Annotated in this window: 22 protein-coding genes; 13 read left to right on the forward strand and 9 right to left on the reverse strand. The window is 49.8% G+C overall.

The features are described 5' to 3' along the window. Positions 1–438 precede the first annotated feature (438 nt). The 4 genes from LN737_RS11305 to LN737_RS11320 all read left to right on the forward strand — a co-directional run bounded on the left by LN737_RS11305 (position 439) and on the right by LN737_RS11320 (position 2,662). The gene (locus tag LN737_RS11305; protein ID WP_405518884.1) at positions 439–609 is read left to right on the forward strand and encodes a hypothetical protein; all 171 of its coding nucleotides are present in this window, start codon (positions 439–441) and stop codon (positions 607–609) included. Between the two features lie 61 nt (positions 610–670). After that, complete coding sequence (locus LN737_RS11310) at positions 671–1,114, forward strand: cold-shock protein (RefSeq protein ID WP_405518886.1); 444 nt, start codon at positions 671–673, stop codon at positions 1,112–1,114. Positions 1,115–1,293: 179 nt separating this feature from the next. Then, positions 1,294–2,175 (forward strand): lysophospholipid acyltransferase family protein, encoded by an 882-nt coding sequence (locus tag LN737_RS11315; RefSeq protein ID WP_405518888.1) that lies wholly within the window; start codon positions 1,294–1,296, stop codon positions 2,173–2,175. Between the two features lie 256 nt (positions 2,176–2,431). After that, entirely contained in the window at positions 2,432–2,662 is a 231-nt protein-coding gene (locus tag LN737_RS11320; RefSeq protein WP_405518889.1) for a hypothetical protein, read from the forward strand. On the opposite strand, the gene LN737_RS11325 is transcribed toward LN737_RS11320, so the two are convergent. The 3 genes from LN737_RS11325 to LN737_RS11335 all read right to left on the reverse strand — a co-directional run bounded on the left by LN737_RS11325 (position 2,654) and on the right by LN737_RS11335 (position 4,265). Next, positions 2,654–3,115: a hypothetical protein gene (locus LN737_RS11325; RefSeq protein WP_405518890.1), complete on the reverse strand. Its 462-nt coding sequence runs from the start codon at positions 3,113–3,115 to the stop codon at positions 2,654–2,656. The two genes, LN737_RS11320 and LN737_RS11325, sit on opposite strands and share 9 nt — an antisense overlap. Positions 3,116–3,503: 388 nt before the next feature. Beyond that, a complete protein-coding gene (locus LN737_RS11330; protein WP_405518892.1) occupies positions 3,504–3,752 on the reverse strand; it encodes a hypothetical protein in 249 nt (82 codons plus the stop codon). 39 nt (positions 3,753–3,791) lie between these two features. Beyond that, a complete protein-coding gene (locus tag LN737_RS11335; protein ID WP_405518893.1) occupies positions 3,792–4,265 on the reverse strand; it encodes a hypothetical protein in 474 nt (157 codons plus the stop codon). A gap of 166 nt (positions 4,266–4,431) precedes the next feature. Between LN737_RS11335 and LN737_RS11340 the strand changes: the two genes are divergently transcribed. Then, positions 4,432–5,463 (forward strand): YafY family protein, encoded by a 1,032-nt coding sequence (locus LN737_RS11340; RefSeq protein ID WP_405518895.1) that lies wholly within the window; start codon positions 4,432–4,434, stop codon positions 5,461–5,463. A gap of 15 nt (positions 5,464–5,478) precedes the next feature. Then, the gene (locus LN737_RS11345) at positions 5,479–6,012 is read left to right on the forward strand and encodes a putative metallopeptidase (protein WP_405518897.1); all 534 of its coding nucleotides are present in this window, start codon (positions 5,479–5,481) and stop codon (positions 6,010–6,012) included. A gap of 48 nt (positions 6,013–6,060) precedes the next feature. Here LN737_RS11345 and LN737_RS11350 read toward each other — a convergent pair whose 3' ends face one another. Further along, positions 6,061–9,621 (reverse strand): carboxypeptidase-like regulatory domain-containing protein, encoded by a 3,561-nt coding sequence (locus LN737_RS11350; protein WP_405518899.1) that lies wholly within the window; start codon positions 9,619–9,621, stop codon positions 6,061–6,063. A 212-nt stretch (positions 9,622–9,833) separates the two neighbouring features. Between LN737_RS11350 and LN737_RS11355 the strand changes: the two genes are divergently transcribed. Continuing rightward, positions 9,834–10,112: a hypothetical protein gene (locus tag LN737_RS11355; protein WP_405518901.1), complete on the forward strand. Its 279-nt coding sequence runs from the start codon at positions 9,834–9,836 to the stop codon at positions 10,110–10,112. Further along, complete coding sequence (locus LN737_RS11360) at positions 10,099–10,590, forward strand: hypothetical protein (RefSeq protein ID WP_405518902.1); 492 nt, start codon at positions 10,099–10,101, stop codon at positions 10,588–10,590. Before LN737_RS11355 ends, LN737_RS11360 begins: the two co-directional genes overlap by 14 nt. Here the strand turns inward: LN737_RS11360 and LN737_RS11365 are convergent. Then, positions 10,587–10,880, reverse strand: a complete 294-nt coding sequence (locus tag LN737_RS11365; RefSeq protein ID WP_405518904.1) for a putative quinol monooxygenase — start codon at positions 10,878–10,880, stop codon at positions 10,587–10,589. The two genes, LN737_RS11360 and LN737_RS11365, sit on opposite strands and share 4 nt — an antisense overlap. A gap of 87 nt (positions 10,881–10,967) precedes the next feature. Here LN737_RS11365 and LN737_RS11370 point away from each other — a divergent pair, with 87 nt between their 5' ends. The 4 genes from LN737_RS11370 (at position 10,968) to LN737_RS11385 (ending at position 16,247) form a co-directional block, all read left to right on the forward strand. Further along, the gene (locus LN737_RS11370) at positions 10,968–11,939 is read left to right on the forward strand and encodes an aldo/keto reductase (RefSeq protein ID WP_405518906.1); all 972 of its coding nucleotides are present in this window, start codon (positions 10,968–10,970) and stop codon (positions 11,937–11,939) included. A 73-nt stretch (positions 11,940–12,012) separates the two neighbouring features. Continuing rightward, entirely contained in the window at positions 12,013–12,696 is a 684-nt protein-coding gene (locus tag LN737_RS11375; RefSeq protein WP_405518908.1) for a response regulator transcription factor, read from the forward strand. Beyond that, the gene (locus LN737_RS11380; RefSeq protein WP_405518910.1) at positions 12,693–13,997 is read left to right on the forward strand and encodes a sensor histidine kinase KdpD; all 1,305 of its coding nucleotides are present in this window, start codon (positions 12,693–12,695) and stop codon (positions 13,995–13,997) included. The genes LN737_RS11375 and LN737_RS11380 overlap by 4 nt, the downstream gene beginning before the upstream one ends. Before the next feature lie 57 nt (positions 13,998–14,054). Continuing rightward, a complete protein-coding gene (locus LN737_RS11385) occupies positions 14,055–16,247 on the forward strand; it encodes a TonB-dependent receptor domain-containing protein (protein ID WP_405518912.1) in 2,193 nt (730 codons plus the stop codon). 3 nt (positions 16,248–16,250) lie between these two features. Here LN737_RS11385 and LN737_RS11390 read toward each other — a convergent pair whose 3' ends face one another. Together LN737_RS11390 and LN737_RS11395 are read right to left on the reverse strand one after the other, a co-directional pair. After that, complete coding sequence (locus tag LN737_RS11390; protein WP_405518914.1) at positions 16,251–18,275, reverse strand: hypothetical protein; 2,025 nt, start codon at positions 18,273–18,275, stop codon at positions 16,251–16,253. 191 nt (positions 18,276–18,466) lie between these two features. After that, positions 18,467–19,186 (reverse strand): SDR family oxidoreductase, encoded by a 720-nt coding sequence (locus LN737_RS11395; RefSeq protein ID WP_405518916.1) that lies wholly within the window; start codon positions 19,184–19,186, stop codon positions 18,467–18,469. Between the two features lie 38 nt (positions 19,187–19,224). Between LN737_RS11395 and LN737_RS11400 the strand changes: the two genes are divergently transcribed. Beyond that, positions 19,225–20,157, forward strand: a complete 933-nt coding sequence (locus LN737_RS11400; protein WP_405518918.1) for a tryptophan 2,3-dioxygenase family protein — start codon at positions 19,225–19,227, stop codon at positions 20,155–20,157. A 5-nt stretch (positions 20,158–20,162) separates the two neighbouring features. Here LN737_RS11400 and LN737_RS11405 read toward each other — a convergent pair whose 3' ends face one another. Together LN737_RS11405 and LN737_RS11410 are read right to left on the reverse strand one after the other, a co-directional pair. Next, a complete protein-coding gene (locus tag LN737_RS11405) occupies positions 20,163–20,687 on the reverse strand; it encodes a YdeI/OmpD-associated family protein (protein WP_405518920.1) in 525 nt (174 codons plus the stop codon). Positions 20,688–20,799: 112 nt separating this feature from the next. Next, positions 20,800–21,312, reverse strand: coding sequence for a GNAT family N-acetyltransferase (locus tag LN737_RS11410; protein ID WP_405518922.1), 513 nt, complete (start codon positions 21,310–21,312; stop codon positions 20,800–20,802). Positions 21,313–21,360 lie beyond the last annotated feature (48 nt).

The raw sequence follows: 21,360 nt of genomic DNA on the forward strand, positions 1-21,360 counted from the left end.
ACAGAACAGGCAGAAATAAATATCATAGGGATTGGCAATCTTTTTGCTAGTAAACGTGTTAAACTTTTATTACGTTGTTGCAGCGTGCTAACGGGCTGTTAAACGCCCAGGAAGATGATCGACCGCCCCGATGCCGCCCTGAACAAGCCGCAAATTATCAAATACCTCCTCCAGATTTCGAATCTGCATCAATCAATAGCTTTCGAGTTATTCACACCTCTTTGGTTGGGCCGTTATTTTCAAGACGGATATAGACCATTTTTCCTACTATTCAGTATGTATCGACGAAAGCAAACTGACTTCAGTTGGTTGTAATCGTGTTCATTTTCGCAGCATCAACTGGAGGAACCTGGAAAGTTTTCCCGTTCATCACAGTAATGTCTGATTCAATATTAGCACCTGTCACGAAGGTGGGTGTTCACTTAAAATCCCCTATTTATGAGAGAAATCCCAAAATTAACTGCAAAAGAGCGTCAGTTAGTCGCGCGTCAACAAATTGAAGCCAGCAAAAAGCCGTATCTGGTTCGGGATATGCCCCGTACCGTTCTGTATTTAACCGCCGAGCAGGCAGCGAAACGCCTGGACTTAATTCCACAATTTGGCCATTAATCCAACCAGCAGCCTGGCTGCACACGAATACCTGTTAAAAGATCGCACTTAAACATAAACTATGGAAACATTCAGTAAGAGAGAAAAAGAAAATCAACGCCAGAAAAAGAAAAAAGAGAAACAGGAAAAACGGGAAAAGCGTAAAGCAACTTCTCCCAAAGGGCAATCTCTCGATCAGATGTTAGCCTATGTAGATGAAAACGGAAATCTTTCATCGGCTCCTCCCGATCCGCGTCGGAAACGACAAGTTAATGAGGAGGATATATCCATCAGTGTACCCAAACAGGAAGCAGGCCCTCAGCAGGAAGTGATTCATCACGGGATCGTGAGTTTCTTTAACGACTCGAAAGGGTACGGCTTTATCAGAGACCTACAAACGCAGGTTAGTATTTTTGTGCATATCAATGCCCTGCTTGAGCCAATCGGTGAGCAAGATAAGGTGAGCTTTGCGATCAGCATGACACCTAAAGGGCCAAATGCGATTGATGTGAAGAAAACTGCATAGTTTCTACGCATCCTGCTTTAGGCCAATTGGCCTGTTACTTAACAGATCATAGTCTATTTATTGAATAGCCCTCTTTGGAAGATCACCTCTTATAACAGGGGTCTTCTTTAAGAAGTGCTTTTATGTTTATAAGATAACAGGCTTCGTTTAACCTGTATAGAACCACTTGGCAAGCCTATATGCGCTTTCTATCCGCTAGTTGGGGCTCGTGCCAGTTAAGTTTGGCCAAAGCCTGCTCTTATCTCGTCTTTCTAGTCCTTCGTTACGGACTCAATTACCGCTATGATACAATTTACCGGAATCTGAAAAGCTCTTTTCCGCTAAAAAGCGAAACCCAAATCAGGGGCCTGCTTGAAACGTATTACCGGCATTTGAGCGATTTATGCATAGAGCCGTTTCTATTGGCTGCTGCTTCTGACAAACTCCGAAACAAACTGGCTCGCTACACCAATCTGGACTTGCTGGATCAGCTATACCGGGAGCGTAAACAGGTTGTTATGCTGACGTCTCATTATGGAAACTGGGAATATTTGATTGATCTGCCAACGCATGTACGTTACCCGGTCTATTCGGCTTACTCCCCTCCACAGAGTGCGTTTTTCGACCGAATTTTATTGGCGTTACGTAAACGATTTGGGGTGGAATTGATTCCGCAAAAAACGTTTTATCGGCAGGCGCTGGCTCTATTAGATCAGTCACAGGAACCCAAGCTCGTGGTTCTCATTGCCGATCAACGGCCTGGCCCTGCCAGCCTGAAACACCATCTTTCGTTCTTACGTCAGGAAACCTTTGTGCAACTTGGGGCAGAACGCCTGGCCAGGCAAGCGCGTACGGCAGTAGTAGTTGTGGATACACAGAAAGTTGGCCGATTTACGTATCAGTATCGGTTCATGCAAGTGTGCGATAATGCCTACTTTACTAATGCAATGGACATAACCCAACAGTATTATACCGCTCTGGAAGGTCAGATTCGCCGTTCGCCGGCGTATTGGTTATGGTCACACGATCGATGGAAGCATCCTGTTTTGTCCCCTGTTTCGGCAAAGGATTTGACAGCCTGATCATCGCCCTCAAACAATATCCCGAAGCCCGGTTACTTTTCATAGTACCGGGCATTTTTTTGCCTGAGAAGTGATTACCAAAAGGTTAGTACGAATACCTGTAAACCAGCTTCGGTTGAGCAATAACGGTGGAGCAATCTGTATCAGACTTTATCTCGTAAATACTGAACAAGAGCTTATCCAACAAACACATTATTACTGGAAAATGCTGGCAATGGCTTCGTCAGGTGCCGTAGGTGTTTCCATTTTACGTTAAATGACGTTTATTCATAAAGGCAAAGAACTAGACTCCTGTATTGTTTCCAAAGCTAAACACGCGTTAACGATCAAAAAAGACAGACCCGGAAACAATACCAGATGCACGCCAGCCTATTGGGCAATGACAGTGCGGGCTTTAGGTGAACATTACCACATCGAAAACGAACTGATTGTCGAGGCAATAAACAAGTACGATAGTTACTTCAATGCTGATCAGGCATCAGGCTAACACACCCTGAAATAAACCAAGCCGTTCGCGTAGTACGTAGCTACTGATGTCCGTATTCCAGCCACCGCGGCCATTCAGCGAAAAAACCCGTACGTCTGACGCTAGGGAGGCATATTTTTCCAGCGCCTTGAACCACACTGTCCGGTCGCGATAGGGGGCCAGCAGCGTACGGGCCTGATTGAGCGCGCGATGCTGCCGGGGCGACCAGATAGGCCGTTGACGATACGCGGCTCCCTGACCATTGAGCAGATCAGGTAGAAACTGTGGTGGCACTAACGGCAGCAGTTCAGCTAGTAGATATAGGCCCAGTTCTACGTTGAGCAGCCGATTTGCCACCATGCCCGGCAATGTATGCCGGTAACGAAGGCGGGTGGCCAGCGGCTCCTGCCAGCGTAACAGATTCGCCAGGCCGGGGCGGACGGTTAAATGAGCGGAAGTTGATAGAGTGTTCATTGTATTGTTGTTTACTGTTCGTATCAAATATCACACCCTCAGAACGTAAATTTTTTACGTTGTTCTTTTTTGAGGGAAAATATTTTTAGCGAAGCCAGATAAAAGGCCGAGTAAGTTTTTGCGCCACAGATCGAGCTACTGGATGATACGATAAGCAGAGTGACCGCGATTGGCAAATCAGGGTGCCAAGCAAATTCAGGTAACCCCAGTAAAGGTGGCGGCCTAACTTAATACTATAGTGTAACAATTGTATATGACGTTTTAGAGTCCAACAAATCATCATGATTTTGCTCTGTGTTGACTGTTGTTTCTATTCATAAGCCGACGATCAGCTCAAATCCAGCTATAGCGCTCAGCTATACCGGGCACTCAGACAATGGCCACTGTATTACTGCGGGAATGTGCTGAGGGTCGGGAAATGGTACACCTGAAACAAGCCGTTGTCGTTGATAGCCCATCCTTTCTGCATAGCCACAGCAAGCAGGTGTTTTGATACCTCCGCCTGGTTCGTCTGATAGCCACGGTTCCGGAGAAACTGTTGTACAACAAGGGTGGATGTACCACCTTCCGCCAAAATCAAGGTTGTAGCTGCCTGGCAGACCTCGGTGGGCGTAATTGATTTCAAGGTTACGTTCATTTCAGATTGTGCTTTTAATCAATTGGTTATCATTAAAAATTACCCGACCATCTGGCGCAACGTAATGATCCGGTTGCGGAAAAAGCCGACAGTTTTCTCGCCGAATCGGCTCCGGTCGGCGCTGATGTCGTACGCTTGCAGCCGATCAGGAATGGTGGTGTAGGCATCCAGTAAAGCGCTCCATACGTTGCACTGCTGGATGTGACTCAGTAAAATGCGTCCCCGGTTCAGCAGTTTATGCTGTTTGGGTGTCCAGGTGGGGCGGTCCAGAAAAGAGGAACCCTTGTCTGTCAGTAAATTAGGCAGGGCATCGGGCGAGGCTGACGGTACTAATTGTGACAGCAGAAACAAACCCAGTTCGATGTCCAGCAACTGACCTGCTGATAACGTAGCGCGTCTTGACGAGCGATTAGCGGCTGGCGATGTCCATGACTTCGTAGTGCTCAGGGCCGGAAAAAGCGATGGCGGAAATCCAGCGTTGTGGTTCTGATTGGCGTTCATGAGAGTGTTCATTAGTATCGTTGTTTAAAATTCACAGAACAAAGTTCTACCCGCCAAAACGTAATCTTTTTACGCTCTTCTTTTTTTATGAAAAAATTTTTGTCGTTAGCTTGCAGTCGCCATTGGTGATGATTGCAATGATTGACAATGGCGCGAAACTCATGACCCGCAACTACCTATGCCAATTACCCGCTCAGCCTTTCAGCGGTATCGTCTGATTGATGAAATCATTAGCCGCTACCCGCGCCAGTTTTCCAAGCAGAAACTATTTGACATTTGTCGCGATAAATGTGGGATTCGCTCGATTTCGTCGCTGGAGAAAGATATTCAGCGCTTACGCGAAGACCACGATGCGCCCATCGCTTACGACAAACGACGTAACGGGTATTATTACACCGACCCGCAGTTTCGGTTGCTTCGGCTTATGCTTTCGCCCGACGATATGGAAGCGCTTGATTATGCGCGTGAAGTGCTGACGGCAACGCAGGGAGCGTCGGTAGCGGGTGAACTGGCCAATGCGCTTCAAAAAGTGCGGCAGAGTCTGGATATTATTCGGGAGGTGAAAACGGAAGGGCTAACTCGCCGGGTTGTGTATGTAGAAGAGCGGATTCTGGGAGGCAACCGTCATTACGTGCCGGTGTTGATACGAGCCATCAATCAGAACCGGCAAATTGCGTTTCATTACCGAAAACATGAAACGACGGATGCGACTGACGGAGTGGTTGAGGTGCCAAAACTACGTACGCTGCACCCGATTTTATTAAGGGAGGTAGCCGATAGCTGGTACGTTATTGGGTATGACGAACCGACCGGCAAAGAACGAACCTTCGCTCTTGACCGCATGAGCGACCTGGAAATCACAGACGACAATTGTGCTGTTCCGTCTGACGTACTGACCAACGTTAGTGAGTTGTTCGAGCATATTTATGGGATTACAGATAGCAGTGGACCCGTCGAAGAAATTCTGCTTTCGTTTTCGCCCTTGTTTGGTCGTTACGTGAAGGCCAAGCCCATTCATCAGACGCAGGAAGTAGTACGGGATACCGACGACGAATGTATAGTCCGACTACGACTGGCGCCCAACCGCGATTTGCTAATGCATTTACGTAGCTATGGCGAACACCTCACTGTACTACAGCCCGCCAGTCTGGCCAAAGATATGCGCGAATCCCTGACTGCTACGTTAGCTCATTATGCTACACACGTTTGATTGCCCAAAAATGCTATGCGTACTGTTTCAAGGGTAATCGTGTTTCTGGTAAGTGTTGTGTTAGGGTGTCAGTCTGGTTCACAACCTGAACCGGAGCAGTACAGCGTGCCCTCCGAAGTAGAGCCTTATATTCAGGCGTTTCGTACGGAAGCACAAAGCCGAAACGTCTCGGTTTTGACAAGCAATCTGATCGTTACGTTTGGCGCATCGTTGGGTGAGGATGTGTGCGGACAATGTATTGTTGAGGCAGGCAAAACGCCCCGAATTATACTTAATTCCGATGAATACTGCTGGAAAACTACCAGCGACAATGAGCGGGCATGCCTGGTATTTCATGAGTTGGGGCATTGTCTGCTCAAACGGACGCATAAGACCGACCGTTTTCCAAATGGGGCCTACGTGAGTCTAATGAATCCTGACGATGTGGCGGTGTTTGCAACCTGTCGTTATCCGATTGGCGGGGATGATTGCGATAAACGGCCACGCCGGACGTATTATCTGGATGAACTGTTCGACCCGACGACGCCAGCACCCGCCTGGGGAAAGTAACATTGATGGAGGCAAAGACAGAACTACTCGAAAAAATAATTCCCCGGCCTATTGGACACGAATCAGCTGAGTGCCCACAACGGGTCGACCTTCGACCGTAATACCCTGAACGGTGATACGTACCGTCCGGACAACATCCGATAAGGGAAAGATCAACTGTGTGTGCCCTTGAGAGTCGGTCAGGATAATTGGTTTCCAGTAGAGTACATCCCGACGATCGACGCGGCCTGACGGCGCTTCAGCAGATTGCTGGTCGGCCGTTACGTAGCGGGGAACATAAAACTCGCGCTGCACCGACGGATATCCAATAAATTGCAGGGGTTTCATCCCTGACTTTGAGGCAGTATTTTGATCGGGTCGAAATCGTTTTGTATAAAAAGCAATAACACCGTTTCCGCCCCGAACGCCATAAGCCCCGGCTGTCGTCGGATTTTTCAGGACTTCGATTCGCTCAATATCACCCGGATTGAAATTAAGCAGAGCGGTTCCGTCGGTATCCTGAATGTACATACCATCCATCAGATAGAGCGGCTGTGTACCACTGGTAAGGCTACCCACTCCCCGAACGGTAACGTTATAACTTCCTGTAAGTGGCGCCTGCGTAACGCTAACGCCCGCCACGCGACCCCGCATCATTTCGTAGAGATTGGCAAAGCGGGGGGATTTATCATCGAACGTAAGGGTCGCGTCGGCTTCACCATGCAGGCTGGCCCGTTTAACGTCTTCCGGGCGTTCATCAAACTTGCGGGCCCGAACGATCACTTCTTTCAACACCTTCACTTTCTTATCGCGGTAAAAGTCGGCATCGCTCTCCTGACGTACCCTGGCCGCATCCAGTTGTGAACGCAGGGCGCGCCAGTTTGGGTACATGGCTGTTGTGTCACGCTCCCAGTTCTGGCCGGGGCCTTCCAGCACCAGGCGAGCATCTTTATCGGGCAAGTCTTTCATCTGTCGGTCAGTGAGTTGCGTCATCAACTGCATTGTATCGGCAATGGCCAGCCCCGCCAGTCGAAAACGGCCAAGCTGATCGGCTCCTGCTGATTTTACAAACGACTGGCTCGCTTTTGTTGAGGCCACAAAAACCTGTGCCCCGGCTATGGGTTGATTTTGACGATTCAGAACCCGCCCCATCAGGGATACACCGCCGAGTAATTCGGTGGATGGTGTGCCGCTGATACGTCGCCAGCCTTGAGTGAGCAACAAATTATCCAATGCCTGCCGAACGTCGGGAGACGTATTATTGACATAGAAATTGGGCTGTTCCACCCGCCCGCGCAGTTCGCCCGTCAGCAACAGGTGCGTCTGAATCGTAGCTTCGGCTGTGTCGTCGGGAACTTGCTCGGCATCGGCAATGGAAGCCGACAGGGCAGCTTGCATGGGTCGGCCATCATCATTCAGGGTAATGCCCAGAATGGCCTGTTCGCGGGGTTGGAAGCGAGTTTTGTTGAGTCCGATTATAAGACGTAAGGGCGGTAAACGATCCGGGACGAAAATCAATCGCTCTGCCTGCGGACGGGCGGCAGCATCGTAAAGGGTTAGCTGATTCAATCCAGCAGGCAGTAGGGACATTGGCAAACTTACCCGCGCTACGCCCTGTTGAAGCAGAATTTTTTGCTGGCTGACCAGACGGCCCTGCTGCTGAATAAGTACGTATACCGAATCCATTGGCTGACGGTTGCTACTCATAATCGTGAGCGCCAGGCGAGTGCTGTCGCTGAGAACGTCGGCTGCCAGACTAAGCCCTTCTGATTCGGCTACAGGCAAATTAACTGTTTGTCGTCTAGTTGCATAGCTTATTTCGGCGCGGTACGTTCGCTCCGCCTGGGGGGTTAAGGATACGTTCCCCATGCCCAGGAAGTTGGTATGTAGTCGACAGATTTCTATGCCTTTATCATCAAGTATTCGCCCTGTAACGGCGACGCCATGCCCATCTGGGCCGACAACTTTCAGACCCAACCGGGCAGGCAACCCAACAATCCATCGGCCTCCCTCGGGAAGAAATTGAACGTCCAACTGTCTTTGACTAGTATCGGGTTGAAACGGTGCCGGGTTCTGAAGCAGATTATAAACGGCAAGTGTACGCTCAAAAGCCGGTCGTTTCTGTCCATCATCTTCATCCGTATAGGCCCGTAATCGATACGTACCGGAAGCGAGTGAATCGGATAACCTGAAATTACCCACCGCCCGGCCATCCTCTACACGCAGCCACTGATGTTGCACCGATTTGCCGGATGCGGTCAGCAGATCGACATGGATGGCCGTTTCGCCAAGGGGGCGCTGATTGGTAAGGGCATCGAGCAAATAAGCGCTCAGCCAGATGCGGTCGCCAGTAGCGTAGAAAGGCTTATCGGTATGCAGAAACAAAACCGGAGCCAGCGAATGAAAGCGGTCTTTAAAGGCGGTGGCGATACGACCCAGCCGGGCGTCGGGCGGCAAGAGTTTCCCCTGCGTTGCTACGGGCGCTGTAGTTGTTGGTGCCGAATCGTTTTCGTTAGGTTGCCAGTCGGCCGGAAGCATTCTCGAAAGGCGGTCGTCGGATAGTGAGCCGTAGGCTTCCATTCCATTGGGCATCGTAATGCTGCCATCGACTGTAAGCTGAACGTTACCCGCAGGTAATTTGATCTCCGAATAAGCGTAACGGGCGTCGGTATAGGGCGAGTAAGATGAGATGGCATTGGTGTAAAAAACAATCAACGGCCGATCCGACATCAGCCGACGCTCAAAAGCCAGGCGGCCCGGTTGAATTAACTCCTTCAGAATCAGTGGTTGTAGATGCCCTTTTGTCGTGCCCGTGCTTACGGAACCAGCCAACGTCGTACGGTTATAAACGGTTTTGGCTGTAGGAACGCCGATGTTTTCCTGATAGACCATAAACCCTTCTTTTTCATAGGTGCTATCGACCAGACTGGCCATCAGGTGCCGGATTGATCCTTTGTAGGCAATCATCCGGTTACGTCGAAAACGGTTTGCCTGCCGCTCGTTCTCTGGTTTTAGTTCTTCAAAACGGGCCGTTCCGGCATAAAACACTTTTCGATACGTAGCGTCAAAATACAGTAAGTCATACCAGATTTTATAGCCGAGGGCCTGGTTTTTAATAACGAGTGGCTCCGTGGCTGTTGCTTTCAGGTGCCCATCTTCTTCCTTGAAACTCAGTACGTCGGTGTTCAAAAGCTGGCACTGACCACCAAAAGGCTCCCCCAGCAATTGCCGTCTAAATTCGCGAAGATGTTGCTGCCATTTCTTCAGATTGCCCCGAACGGTCACCGCATTTAAGAGCTGATCGCTGGGTTTCAGTCGAAAGTTGCTGGTTTTGGCATCGGGCGTATCAAACCGAAGGAGCTTCTTATCGGGCTGATAACCGACAAAAGAAGCGACAATTTCGGTCGTGCCAAGTGGAATACCGGTTAGCGAAAAATGCCCTTTCTCGTCGGTCAGCGTACCCTGCGTGCTACCGTTCAGATAAACATTGGCGAAAGGCATTGGCTTCCCGGTTGTGGCATCTGTGACCAGTCCGGAAAGGGTAGTGGTTATTGTTTGCGCATGTGTAGTCAGCGTCAACCCGACCAGCAGGAGAACCACCATCCAAACGATGCGCAACCGGCCATGCATAAAAATCAGGGCGTTAGCTTTACCGCAATCAATAAGGCAGTACGTAAGTGATTTTACTCAATGGGTCAGCGCGTTACGTTTTCAAGGCTCTCTGCCGAAAAGGCTACGGTACGTTCGGCAAATGAGGCTCTTGCTATGGGGTAGTTTTAGACGTTAAATTTCTATTTTCGCTCTTTATATAGGATATTGCAGACTTACAAATAGCAACGATTATGTTATCCGTTCGAGAAGCCGCTAGAAATGCCCTGAATTTTTATAAGGACATTTATCCAACAATTAGTGGGGAATTAGTAGAAGAGGTTGAGCTTGATGAAAGTCACAATTATTGGTTAATAACGCTGAGTTTTCCTGTGACTGCTGATCCTGCGTCAACGGTTTCTGCCGTACTGTTTCCTAAAACAGAAAGAAAGTATAAGTTATTCAAAATTGATGCCCAAAATGGTAATGTCGAATCCATGAAAATTAGAACTCTCACGGATGACATTAAATGATTTACGTTCTGTTAAAGGTCTTCTGATAGATACAAATCTTCTGATTTTATTAGTAATAGGCAGGCTTGATGCTAGTCAAATTTCAGCTCATAATCTCACTAATAGCTATACGACTGATGATTATAAGCTATTAATTTCTTTCATTAGTCGCTTTAGATCCACAGTTGTAACACCTAATATTTTAACGGAAGCAAGTAATCTTCTTGAAACATATTCCTACAAAGGTCAACAAGCATTAACGTTGTTACAAGATATTGCTAAGGCAATGAATGAGGTATACTGTGAGAGCATAATGACAATGACTAACCATCATAAAAGTTACATAAAATTCGGCTTGAGTGATTCTGTTACGTACTCCTTAGCTATACAGAATTATCTGATTCTTACTGATGATTTAAAACTTTGTTCTTATCTGCAAGGACAGGGATTATTTGCATTCAACTTCAATAATTTACGGACTCATTATTTGCTGCATTAGACGTCTTCCATTTTCTCGCCCGAAAAGGCTACGGTACGTTCGGCAAACAGGACTTTTGTGGCCGCCCATGTCGTACGGAACAATTCGCTCTGTCGATACGCTTCGAGCGCGTCGGCTGATTCCCACAGGCTGTACGTAATCCGAACGTTCGGATGGTCGGGGTCACGCAGCAACTCAAGGTGGTGATTCCCCGGAAAGCCGCGAATCTTCTGTTTTGATCCATCGAAAATTTTCTGAAAAGCAGGGAGGTTACCTTCCTGAAACGTCATTCGCACAATCCGTACAAGCATATTTACTGAAGAATGAAGTGTGAAGCGTTAAAAGTACAGAGCAAGGCTCTATTTTTAACGCTTCATTCTTTTACTCTTGACGAACTAATGAATTACCGAACATTTGGCCGTACAGGCTGGCAGGTTTCCGAAATTGGGTATGGTATGTGGGGCCTTGCTGGCTGGACAGGCTCCGATAAGCAGGAAGTGCTTCGCGCGCTCCAACGCTCTGTTGAACTGGGCTGTAATTTTTTCGATACGGCCTGGGCTTATGCCGACGGCGTAAGCGAAGAAATTCTGAATCAGCTGCTGAAAAACAACACGGACAAAAAGCTGTATGCTGCCACGAAAATTCCACCCAAAAACCGCCAGTGGCCCTCAAAGCCAGACTCCAGGCTGGAAGACGTTTTTCCTGCCGATTACATCGTTGAATACACCGAAAAAAGCCTGAAAAATCTGGGCGTCGAAACCATTGATCTGCTTCAGTTTCACGTGTGGGAAGATGCCTGGGCCAACCGCGACGAATGGCAGGAGGCCGTAACAAAACTTACTCAACAGGGCAAAGTGCAGGCGTGGGGTGTATCGGTAAATCGCTGGGAACCCGATAATTGCCTGAATACGCTTCAAACGGGATTGATCGACGCCGTCCAGGTCATTTACAATATTTTCGACCAGAACCCGGAGGATAACCTGTTTCCACTATGCCGCGAACTGAATATTGGCGTCATTGCCCGCGTACCCTTCGATGAGGGAACCCTGACCGGTACGTTTACCAAAGAGACGACGTTCCCCGCCAGCGACTGGCGTTCTACGTATTTTGTACCCGAAAACCTGAACAGCAGTGTCGACCATGCCGATGCGCTCAAACCGCTCATTCCATCGGGGATGACGATGCCCGAAATGGCGCTGCGATTTATTTTGAGCAATCCCGACGTCCATACGACCATTCCCGGTATGCGACAGCTACGTAATGTTGAGGCTAATATTGCCGCCAGCGACGGGGGCGGTTTAGCGCCCGAACTGCTGCATGAATTGAAAGACCATCGCTGGGACCGTACACCCACGGAGTGGAGTCAGTAGTGTATGGGCCAGGCTTCAGCTTGGCCACAGTCTAAAAGTAGATCGGGCCAAGCTCCGGCTTGGCCCATACATTATGAAGATTCTACTGATTGAAGACGAGCCGATGCTGCAGCAGGTTGTTCAGCAATATCTGGGAGGGGAGGGCTATATCGTCACAACGGCTCAGACGTACCGGCAGGGGGCAGAAAAAGCGCACGATTACGATTACGACTGTATTGTGGTCGATTTGATGTTGCCCGACGGTAATGGGTTGGATCTGGTACGGGAACTGAAACGTAGGCAGTCCGTAACGGGGATTATTGTTGTAACGGCAAAAGATGCGCTGTCTGACAAGCTTATCGGCCTCGATGCGGGTGCTGACGATTACCTGACCAAGCCGTTTCATCTGCCCGAACTCAACGCGCGCATACGGTCGGTATTACGTCGGCGATTGTTTGGCGGGCAGGCTCAGGTAAACGCTGGTGTACTGACGCTCTGGCCGGATCAACAGCGTGTGAGTATTCAGGATAACGATCTCAAGCTTACGGCGAAAGAATACGAGCTTCTGCTTTTTTTTGTGACCAATGCCGACCGGTTGCTTTCAAAATCAGCCATTGTCGAATCTGTCTGGGGCGATGGGATGGATGCTGCTGATTCGCATGAATTTCTGTATACGCATGTCAAAAATTTGCGCCGGAAACTGATGAGTGCCGGTTGCCCGGATTACATCCAGACCCGCTACGGTTCGGGCTATATTTTTTCGACTCGACTACCATGAGTTTGCTTGGCCAAACGGCTCGCTATCTGCTGTTTACGGCGCTGGCCATTGCACTGGTCGGCTCAGTCGGCTTTTACGTTATTATCCACCGGACAATTCAGCGCGAGATCGATGAAATACTCACTAGCCAGTCAGAGCAGGCGATAAAACAACTGCATCAATACACATCAGACGCTCACTTACCCACAGACTGGGACGATAACCCGCACGTAGAGCGCCTTAGCAGCAAGGCAGATATTCAGACCGGATTTGTTGATATCCTGGCTCCAGATCCGTTAAATTCGGCTAATCAGGTACCTATGCGACAACTGCGAGCCGTAGTAACGGTCGATGGAGAACCGTATCAGGTGATTGTCAGTCAGCCTTATTATGAATTCGATGAGCTGGCTAAAATTATGTCTGCTGGGGTGATTCTCGGGTTTTTAGTGTTGATGATCGCGTCGGTAGTGGTAGGATTAGGGTTGGCGCGTCGGTTGTGGCGTCCTTTTTACGGAACCATCGAACAACTTCGCGATTTCCGACTGGATGCGGGCGGAGAAGTTGATTTTCCGGAAAGCCGCATCCGGGAGTTTGCTTTGCTCCGGCAGTCGTTAATTGAATTGACACGGAAATTGCGCCAGCAGTTCTCGTTGCAGAAACAGTTCACTGAAAACGCATCGCATGAATTGCAGACGCCATTGGCGGTGGCGTCTGCCGAACTGGATTTTCTGATGCAGTCGGACCAGTTGACCGAAGCCGATCACGCTCATTTGCAGCAGGCCACGAATGCATTAAGTCGGTTAAGTCAGCTAAACCGGTCGCTTTTGTTGCTGACACAGGTGGAAAATGATCAGTTTACGAAAGACGAACGGCTGAATCTTAGCGCTTTATTGAATCAGTACGTCGATGAATATGAGCCATTTTTTCAGTATAAAAACCTGATGCTTAAACGTAACATCGCGCCTGATGTGCTGGTACAAATGAATCGGCAACTGGCTGGTGTATTGCTGACGAACATCCTGAAAAATGCTGCCCGACATGGGAGTATGTCGCCCGGAACATCGGAGGGGTTTGTCTGTATTGAGCTGACAGATACCGTATTAACGATAGCCAACACAGGCGAACCCTTACCGTTTGCTGATAGTCAGCTCTTTGATCGGTTTGTGAAAAATCCAGCCCGGCCTGATTCAACGGGTTTAGGGCTGGCGCTCGTTAAGCAAATTACTGACCGCTATGGCTTGCCGTTAACGTACCGGTACGACAATCACGTCCATTCGTTTCGGGTAGGGTTATTAAGCAACGGACGTAGTGCACAAACTTGATTGTCTTCAAATTCTCTTCATAATTCATCCCGATACTTGCAGGCAACTAGGCAAGTGATGAAAAACTGGATTCTTACTATTCTGTACATGCTGGCTATTGGGTCAGCTTTCGGTCAAACGAACCGCATTATCCGGGTTGAGGATAGTGCCACGCATGAACCGATCATTGGGGCGACCATTCGAACGCCATCCGCCATAAAACCTGTTGTTGGTGCTGTTAGCGATGTCAGGGGCGTAGCGACCATGCCCGGTCTACCGACCAGCGTTACCGCACTGACCGTCAGTGCGGTCGGCTACGAAACAATGTCTTTCCCGCTAACGGCTGGCGATACGCTTGTCTTTCAGCTTCATAGCCAGGATGAATCGCTCGATGAGGTAACTGTTACGTCTACCCGGACGAACTCGCGGATTGAGGATTTGCCCATTAAGGTAGAAGTACTGGGCCAGGAAGACATGGACGAAGAGAGCGCCGTTGTACCGGGGAATGTGAGCAGTATTCTGGGCGACATTTCAATTATTCATGTTCAGCGCACATCGGCGGTCAACGGCAACCAGGCCATTCGGATGCAGGGCCTAGACCCCAAATACACCCAGATTCTGCGTGACGGTTTGCCGCTTTATGAAGGGTTTTCGGGCAACCTGGGCGTACTACAGATTCCCCCGCTGGATTTGAAGCAGATTGAAGTGGTGAAAGGGTCGGTATCAACGCTTTACGGCGGTGGGGCGATTGGCGGAATGATCAATATCGTTTCGAAAACTCCCACGTCGGACACGCCCGAATTTACAGCTCTGCTCAATCATTCAAATCTGAAAGAAACAAACCTGAACGCTTATTATTCACAACGATACGGGAAAACGGGACTGACGCTGTTTACGGGATATACCAACCAGCAGGCGGTGGACGTAACGGGTGATGGGTTTACGGATAGTCCGCAGATAAAGCAGTTTAATTTTCACCCGCGCTTTTTCTGGAATCCGTCCGATCAGACCAAACTTGATATTGGCTACGCCTTCACCACCGAACATCGCGAAGGCGGGTATTTGCCTGCCTTGGAGGGCACCCTGCCTACTGCCTATCAAAACATCACGGATCTGCAACGCCACACGGTTGATTTCAACGCCCGCCATACTACGTCGGAAACGAATGCCCTGACGTTCAAAGGGGCAGTCAGTACGTTTCATCGACAGAATACCGATTATCAGAAGCTGTCCGACGGCCGGCAATCGTCGGTCTATCTGGAAGCCAACGATCTGGTACGTTTCGGGAAACATCAGCTTATTGGTGGGGCCAACCTGACTGTGGAAGCCTTCCGTAAGAATCCAGATAGTACCCGGCTGGTCGATTATACGTACAATACCGTCGGTGCGTTTATGCAGGATGACTGGCAGGTCAGTGAGAAGATTGCGCTACAGGCCGGGCTTCGGTTCGATCATCATAATACGTTCGGGAGTTTTCTGCTGCCCCGGTTATCGGTCAAAATTAAACCGTCGGACCCCTGGACCATACGGCTGAGTGTCGGGACGGGGTATAAAACACCAAACCTGTTTGTCAACCAGACACCGGGTGCGTTGAATGTCAGCCTGATTTTTCCGCGCTTGCTGCCCATCGACGTAGCAACGGTAAAAGCGGAGCGGTCGGTCGGAACAAACATCGATATTGCCTATTCGAAAACCTTCGAAAGCGGCTTTTCGGTGCAGGTCGATCAGGCCTTTTATTATACGCATGTGAACTCGCCTGTTGTGTCAGCCTTTGCCAGGGTATCAGGTACGTTGGGTGCTTACACGCAGTTAATCAACGCGCCTTACAACCTTTTCAGCGTCGGGACGGATACGTACGTTCGGCTCGAATACAAAGCCTACGAGCTGTATTTTGGCTACAACCATACCCTCGCCCGGCGCGACTCGCCATCGGACAATACGTATCTGCCACTGGCGCCCCAAGATAAATTTTCAACAACGCTGGCCTGGGAAAACGACCATTTTCGGTTTGGTATCGAGAGCAGTTACGTTGGCACGCAGTATCTCTACAACAACCAGAAAGTGGCGAATTACTGGTTCTTTGCGGGCGCAGCCGAATATCATTACAACGATCACTGGCGGCTTGTGCTGAACGGCGAAAACCTGTTCAATATCAAACAGGCCAACTATGAAACCGTCGTAACGGGGCCAATCAACCAACCAAGTTTTCGACCCATCTGGGCACCGCTGGAAGGCCGAATTGTGAACGTAGCGTTGAAGTTTACCTTATAATTTTTAATCGACAACCAATACCGAATGTATGTCTAGCCGTGGTACAATAACTGTAGCAACACCATCTGCGTAGCGAATCGGTAAGACACGGTTTTCGGGTTGCTGTACGATGCGATTCGGTTTCTTAGTCGTGCGTAGCCGAACGGTCAGATTGTTCAGGGGCGGTACTTCGTCGTAGGTAAATACTTGCGGATCAGCGTGTCGGCCGCTTGTGTTGATCAGATTTACAGCCAAATGGTTTCGCTGATGGTTCAGCACAACGTGTACCAGATGCGAACCGCTCACGTCAACTATCGGATTGGGCAGCAACGGTCGGGCTATAGAGGTAATAAAGTCACGCAGTTTTGACGATTGGTGCTTCTGATAATCACGGCTCAGGTCGCCATACACGGCTGTCAGACTTCCTTTGCCAAATGGATTTTCCGTGGCAACGACACCCGATATCGGCTTACCCGTTTCCGATTCGAGAAATTGACCGATGGATCTGGTCGATGAGCTGGTGATGCGAACGGGTTGAAAAGGGCCCGTCAACACTACCGATGTACCGTTGTGTAACACCCATTTGATCCTCGTTTCCTGATTGTTCGTGGCTACTACGCCGAGGTCGGACGCAAACGAATGGGTCGTCTGGGCGCCGATCAACAGCAAATGACCACCCTGTCGGGCATAGTCGAGCAGTTCGCGCCGGAACGCCGGGTCGAGTGAATCCTGCTGCGACACTACGATTACCGGATATTGACTCATCCGCCCACGCAGATGATGTTCCGACAGCACTTCGACGGGTAGCTGAGCGTCCAAAAGAGCTGTTAGTACACCGTTCATTCGTTGCGTCGGTCCATTGCCAAAAAGCGCCTGGTTGTAGGCCCTGACCGTCGAATTAGCGTACAGCATGGCTATTTGCGGCACAGGCGTACTGCTTTCGCAGAACGGTTGCCGGGCCCTCACAAACTGGCTTAGTTTAACCATAACGGGAAGCTCGCGCCGGGGTAAGGCGGCATCACGACGTTGCTGATAGTAAGCCTGAAAGCCACCCCCGAGCGAAATTATTTCGGCGGCTTCCTGCATCAAATGAACGGCGGTTTTCTGGTCACCCTGTCTTGCCGGATTAAATGCATACCAGAAACTCCACGACATCAAATCCCACGGCTTTCGGTAGAACAGCCCCTGCGCGGCCAAAATTCGTCCATCCAGAGCCGCTGAATTCACGCTGTTAGCCGGTGTAAGATCGCCGGAGAGGAAGTCGACATTGGTCGTTATTGGCTCGGGCATCATAGACGAATAGGCCCAGTTCGACGCAATTCTGAACGTCGGTCGGTGACGATGGACAGCATCTACGTAGTGCCCTAAATAGTTTATAAACGACCGACGGGCAAATTCCATGAACGTTCCATAGTTGGCTTCTTTATCAGAACGGGGCACTGTCTGGTTGCCCGTTTCGGTCCTGAACGTTGCGAGCGCAGTAGGGGAGTAATCGGGCACAGTCGCCCAGCACTCTCCATCGACCCACACCCCATCGGCACCGTAGTCGGCCAGTTCGTTCAGTTGAGGAATCAACAGCGAATCGACGTAGGCACCGTGGACCGATGTTTTGGACGTATTGAGGCTGCCGTCGGCTTTGTGGGCTGCCCAGTTTGGATGTTTGGCCAGTGCAGCATCATCGTAGACGCCCGAATAGTGCAGATATAAACCCACACCATGTTTCCGCGTGACCTTCCGATAGAAGGCCAGCGGATCGTTGACAATGTGCGGAGCCACCGTTGCCGTAGCGACTTTCGATGGGTAACTCGATACGCCCGGATGCCCTTTGCAATCGACCTGAATAAAATCGGGTTTGACGGCTGTTAGCAGCGAATCAAGCCCTTGTTCCGACAGATTTTGCCCGATCAATGAATCCCTGGCTTCAGCATGAAAATCAAAATGCAGCCCAAAATACCGCCGAGTCGATGGAGCTTTAGCTTCAGTTGTAACCGACTGCGCAAACGTTTGCAGACTGGTTAGTGCAAGAAGTGATATAAAAAAGGCCTTCATTTCCTGTGGGTTGATTACAATCACAGGAAGTAGGATGGATAGAAAGATTACTGTTTGTTACGTAAAGGAAAGGGACTTATACTGCTGTGACTTTGTCCTTCCGGCTTTAGAAGGAATCTCAAGCCCGATTAATACGCAGAACTAAGTTGCTCCTTCATCCCTTTCCGCCCTTCTTCCTGTTCCTTCCATTTCTAATACTCCTGCTCCAGCGGATGCACCATAAATTCGTCGATGACGACGTGGGCGGGGCGGCTGACGATGAACAGCATCGACTCAGCCATGTCTTCGTTTTTGAGCCAGTTTTTCGAGCTTTCGGCGCCGGGTTTATTATGAAAATGGGAGTCGACCAGACCTGAATAGACGCCCGTTACCTTGATGCCAAACGGACGGACTTCTTTGCGTAAAGCGCCCATAAACGCTTCCTGCGCGTACTTACTGGCTGTGTAGAGCGAACCTCCGGCAAACGTGCGCTTTGCTACGTCGGACGCGACGACGACGATATGACCGGAACCGTGCGACTTCATGGCGGGCAGAGCAGCTTTGGTTAGCAGGAACGTACCTTTTACGTTGGTTGCCATGACGTCATCCCACTCACTAACCGAAAGATCCTCTACGTTTTTGAAGATGCCAAAGCCCGCATTATTGATCACTACGTCAATATGCTTAAACTGATCGAGCGCCGTTTTCACCACGGCAGCCATGTCGGCTTCGTTGCTGACGTCGCCCGGAACGGCTATGATCTTCCCAATAACCGAACCGTCAGTGGCTTCTTTGACCAATTGATTGAGTTCGTCGGCATTGCGGGCCGTAGCCACTACGTTGGCGCCGTGTTCGGCAAGGCGCAGGGCTGTAGCGCGGCCAATTCCCCGCGATGCACCCGATATAATGACGGTTTTATTTTGTACGTTCATGGAATATCTTTTGACGACAAATTTAAACGGATACGTTCATGAACGAATCGCTGACCGACAAACTAAAACAGCTCGAACAGAAATTTGCCGCTATGGGTCAGGACATGGCGTCATACCTCGAAGGCCTGCTTCAGGCTGATTACCTTACCTATTGGGATTACATTCATCTTGAAACCCTGCTTTCCTTACAAAATCCGAAAACCGCATATCCGGATGAGCTCGTTTTTGTTACGTACCATCAGATTACGGAGCTGTATTTCAAGCTGATTCTGCACGAAATAGATCAGATAGCCAGCGCCAATCCATTGACGGCCGATTTTTTTACTGCCCGGATGGGGCGGCTGAACCGGTATTTTACCCTGCTGGAAGAGTCGTTTGAAGTTATGATTCTGGGAATGGAACACCAGCAGTTTTTAAAGTTTCGGATGGCATTGCTCCCGTCGAGTGGGTTTCAGTCCGTGCAGTTTCGGCAGATCGAAATTGCGTCAACCGACTTCCGGAATTTGTTGATTGATGCACCGGAAGAACCGGAATACGTTTCTGACCTGTACGATTTTTTGTACTGGAAACAGGGCGCAACCGAGCTGGCAACGCAGCAAAAAACGCTTACCCTTCGGCAGTTTGACCGGCACAATGGACCCCAACTGATTCGGATGGCGGACGACTATCAGTTCAAAAATTTACGGCACCGCTATCAGCATCTGGACCGTAACGGACTAAGTACCCCCGAATTAGCCGCTGCGCTACGTGAATACGACTGGCGGGTTAACATTCGCTGGAAACTGGCGCATCTGCGGTCGGCCGTGCAGTATCTGCATAAAGAACCGGAAGATATTCGGGCAACGGGCGGCACCAACTGGCAAACGTACCTGCCACCCAGGCGCCAACGGATTGTGTTTTTTCCTGAACTATGGACGGAGGACGAGTTGGCTAAATGGGGACAATCGGCGGGTTTGCCGGGTAAAGAATAAGCGGATTACGTCTGTTTCTTAAAGCACCGGATCATCTCACCGAAGTCCATACCCATGCTTAGCCCTCGAATGGACTTAACAATTCGGTCGTCTTTAGTGGCAGGTGTCTTGGCTTCTTCAATCCAGTTGCTGAAATAGTTCTGATGGCTTTTCGACAATGTATTGAAATGAGCCAGGGCAACGGGATCATCCTGCAGGCATTCGAGCAGGTCGGCCGAGATGGGTATAGGAGAATGGTCCACGTCCAGTTCTACCTGAATAGATGTTCCGGCTTCCTCTTTGCCCAGTCCCCGGCGCATGGCAGCATTAATGGGCATCATAAACCCTGTTCCGGAGCCGTCTTCGCGTTTTAGCGGAAGCAACGCCACCAGATTGATCGGGAAATGATCCAGCCTGCCTTTCACCCGAAACGATGTTTTGCGGCCGGGTTGGAGTTCGTCCGTTACGTCAGTCGGAATTTCGATGTATGTCCAGCGGGTTTTGTCGCCCTTCTGATCAAATTTTTTAAGAACGGTTGTGAAGATAGCCATGGGGAAAGGAAGAGGAGTAAGGGGAGGAGGGGGAAGAGAGGGACGAAGGGTAGGTATTCAACTTATCCGGTTTCCCCTTCGTCCCTCTCTTCCCCCTCCTCCCTTTACTCCGTTATGAAAACCTCATAATGTAAAACTGACAAAGGAACGTATCGCCGAACTCGGTCATTTGTTTTTGATACGTTGGCTGAAACCCGTGTCGTTCGTAAAACTGCATTAGTTTGGGGCGCGTGGCGTCCGTTTCGAGTTGCAGGGTATCGATACCCCGGCTTAGGGATTGTTCCCGGCTGAAATCAAGGATAGCTGCGAACAGGTTTTGTCCGGCGAAGGGCCGACGGATGGCGAGTTTATGGATGAAAGCCGATGTGTTCGTCGGAACGTCGGGCCAGTAAAGCGGGTCTTCCCATTGCAGAATAAACACCGCTGCCGGTTCGGGGGCTGATCCATCGTTTTGGTCGGCATACATTACGTAGAGATGGCCGGTGGTATACTCATCCAGCAGATTTTCGGGAGTTAGCGAACCGACGTTCCAGAGCTGGCGGTCGTTATCGACAAGCCACTGACCTACTTCACGGAGTATGTCGATGGCTAGATCGGGCTGATCATTTCTAAAAGTGAAAGTCATGCGTAGTGTCTGAACCCTTCCGGATACCAGTAGGGCTAATAATAGGTG

The organism is Spirosoma sp. KNUC1025 (genome assembly GCF_045160025.1).
Lineage (GTDB): Bacteria > Bacteroidota > Bacteroidia > Cytophagales > Spirosomataceae > Spirosoma.

Excerpts from the sequence above, each read along its gene's own strand:
- LN737_RS11390 (WP_405518914.1), bottom strand. The coding sequence starts at position 18,275 with ATGAAGGCCTTTTTTATATCACTTCTTGCACTAACCAGTCTGCAAACG.
- LN737_RS11380 (WP_405518910.1), top strand. The coding sequence starts at position 12,693 with ATGAGTTTGCTTGGCCAAACGGCTCGCTATCTGCTGTTTACGGCGCTG.
- LN737_RS11365 (WP_405518904.1), bottom strand. The coding sequence starts at position 10,880 with ATGCTTGTACGGATTGTGCGAATGACGTTTCAGGAAGGTAACCTCCCT.
- LN737_RS11360 (WP_405518902.1), top strand. The coding sequence starts at position 10,099 with ATGACATTAAATGATTTACGTTCTGTTAAAGGTCTTCTGATAGATACA.
- LN737_RS11325 (WP_405518890.1), bottom strand. The coding sequence starts at position 3,115 with ATGAACACTCTATCAACTTCCGCTCATTTAACCGTCCGCCCCGGCCTG.
- LN737_RS11305 (WP_405518884.1), top strand. The coding sequence starts at position 439 with ATGAGAGAAATCCCAAAATTAACTGCAAAAGAGCGTCAGTTAGTCGCG.
- LN737_RS11310 (WP_405518886.1), top strand. The coding sequence starts at position 671 with ATGGAAACATTCAGTAAGAGAGAAAAAGAAAATCAACGCCAGAAAAAG.
- LN737_RS11400 (WP_405518918.1), top strand. The coding sequence starts at position 19,225 with ATGAACGAATCGCTGACCGACAAACTAAAACAGCTCGAACAGAAATTT.
- LN737_RS11385 (WP_405518912.1), top strand. The coding sequence starts at position 14,055 with ATGAAAAACTGGATTCTTACTATTCTGTACATGCTGGCTATTGGGTCA.
- LN737_RS11395 (WP_405518916.1), bottom strand. The coding sequence starts at position 19,186 with ATGAACGTACAAAATAAAACCGTCATTATATCGGGTGCATCGCGGGGA.
- LN737_RS11330 (WP_405518892.1), bottom strand. The coding sequence starts at position 3,752 with ATGAACGTAACCTTGAAATCAATTACGCCCACCGAGGTCTGCCAGGCA.
- LN737_RS11355 (WP_405518901.1), top strand. The coding sequence starts at position 9,834 with ATGTTATCCGTTCGAGAAGCCGCTAGAAATGCCCTGAATTTTTATAAG.
- LN737_RS11350 (WP_405518899.1), bottom strand. The coding sequence starts at position 9,621 with ATGCATGGCCGGTTGCGCATCGTTTGGATGGTGGTTCTCCTGCTGGTC.
- LN737_RS11410 (WP_405518922.1), bottom strand. The coding sequence starts at position 21,312 with ATGACTTTCACTTTTAGAAATGATCAGCCCGATCTAGCCATCGACATA.
- LN737_RS11320 (WP_405518889.1), top strand. The coding sequence starts at position 2,432 with ATGACGTTTATTCATAAAGGCAAAGAACTAGACTCCTGTATTGTTTCC.
- LN737_RS11375 (WP_405518908.1), top strand. The coding sequence starts at position 12,013 with ATGAAGATTCTACTGATTGAAGACGAGCCGATGCTGCAGCAGGTTGTT.
- LN737_RS11335 (WP_405518893.1), bottom strand. The coding sequence starts at position 4,265 with ATGAACACTCTCATGAACGCCAATCAGAACCACAACGCTGGATTTCCG.
- LN737_RS11370 (WP_405518906.1), top strand. The coding sequence starts at position 10,968 with ATGAATTACCGAACATTTGGCCGTACAGGCTGGCAGGTTTCCGAAATT.
- LN737_RS11405 (WP_405518920.1), bottom strand. The coding sequence starts at position 20,687 with ATGGCTATCTTCACAACCGTTCTTAAAAAATTTGATCAGAAGGGCGAC.
- LN737_RS11345 (WP_405518897.1), top strand. The coding sequence starts at position 5,479 with ATGCGTACTGTTTCAAGGGTAATCGTGTTTCTGGTAAGTGTTGTGTTA.
- LN737_RS11340 (WP_405518895.1), top strand. The coding sequence starts at position 4,432 with ATGCCAATTACCCGCTCAGCCTTTCAGCGGTATCGTCTGATTGATGAA.
- LN737_RS11315 (WP_405518888.1), top strand. The coding sequence starts at position 1,294 with ATGCGCTTTCTATCCGCTAGTTGGGGCTCGTGCCAGTTAAGTTTGGCC.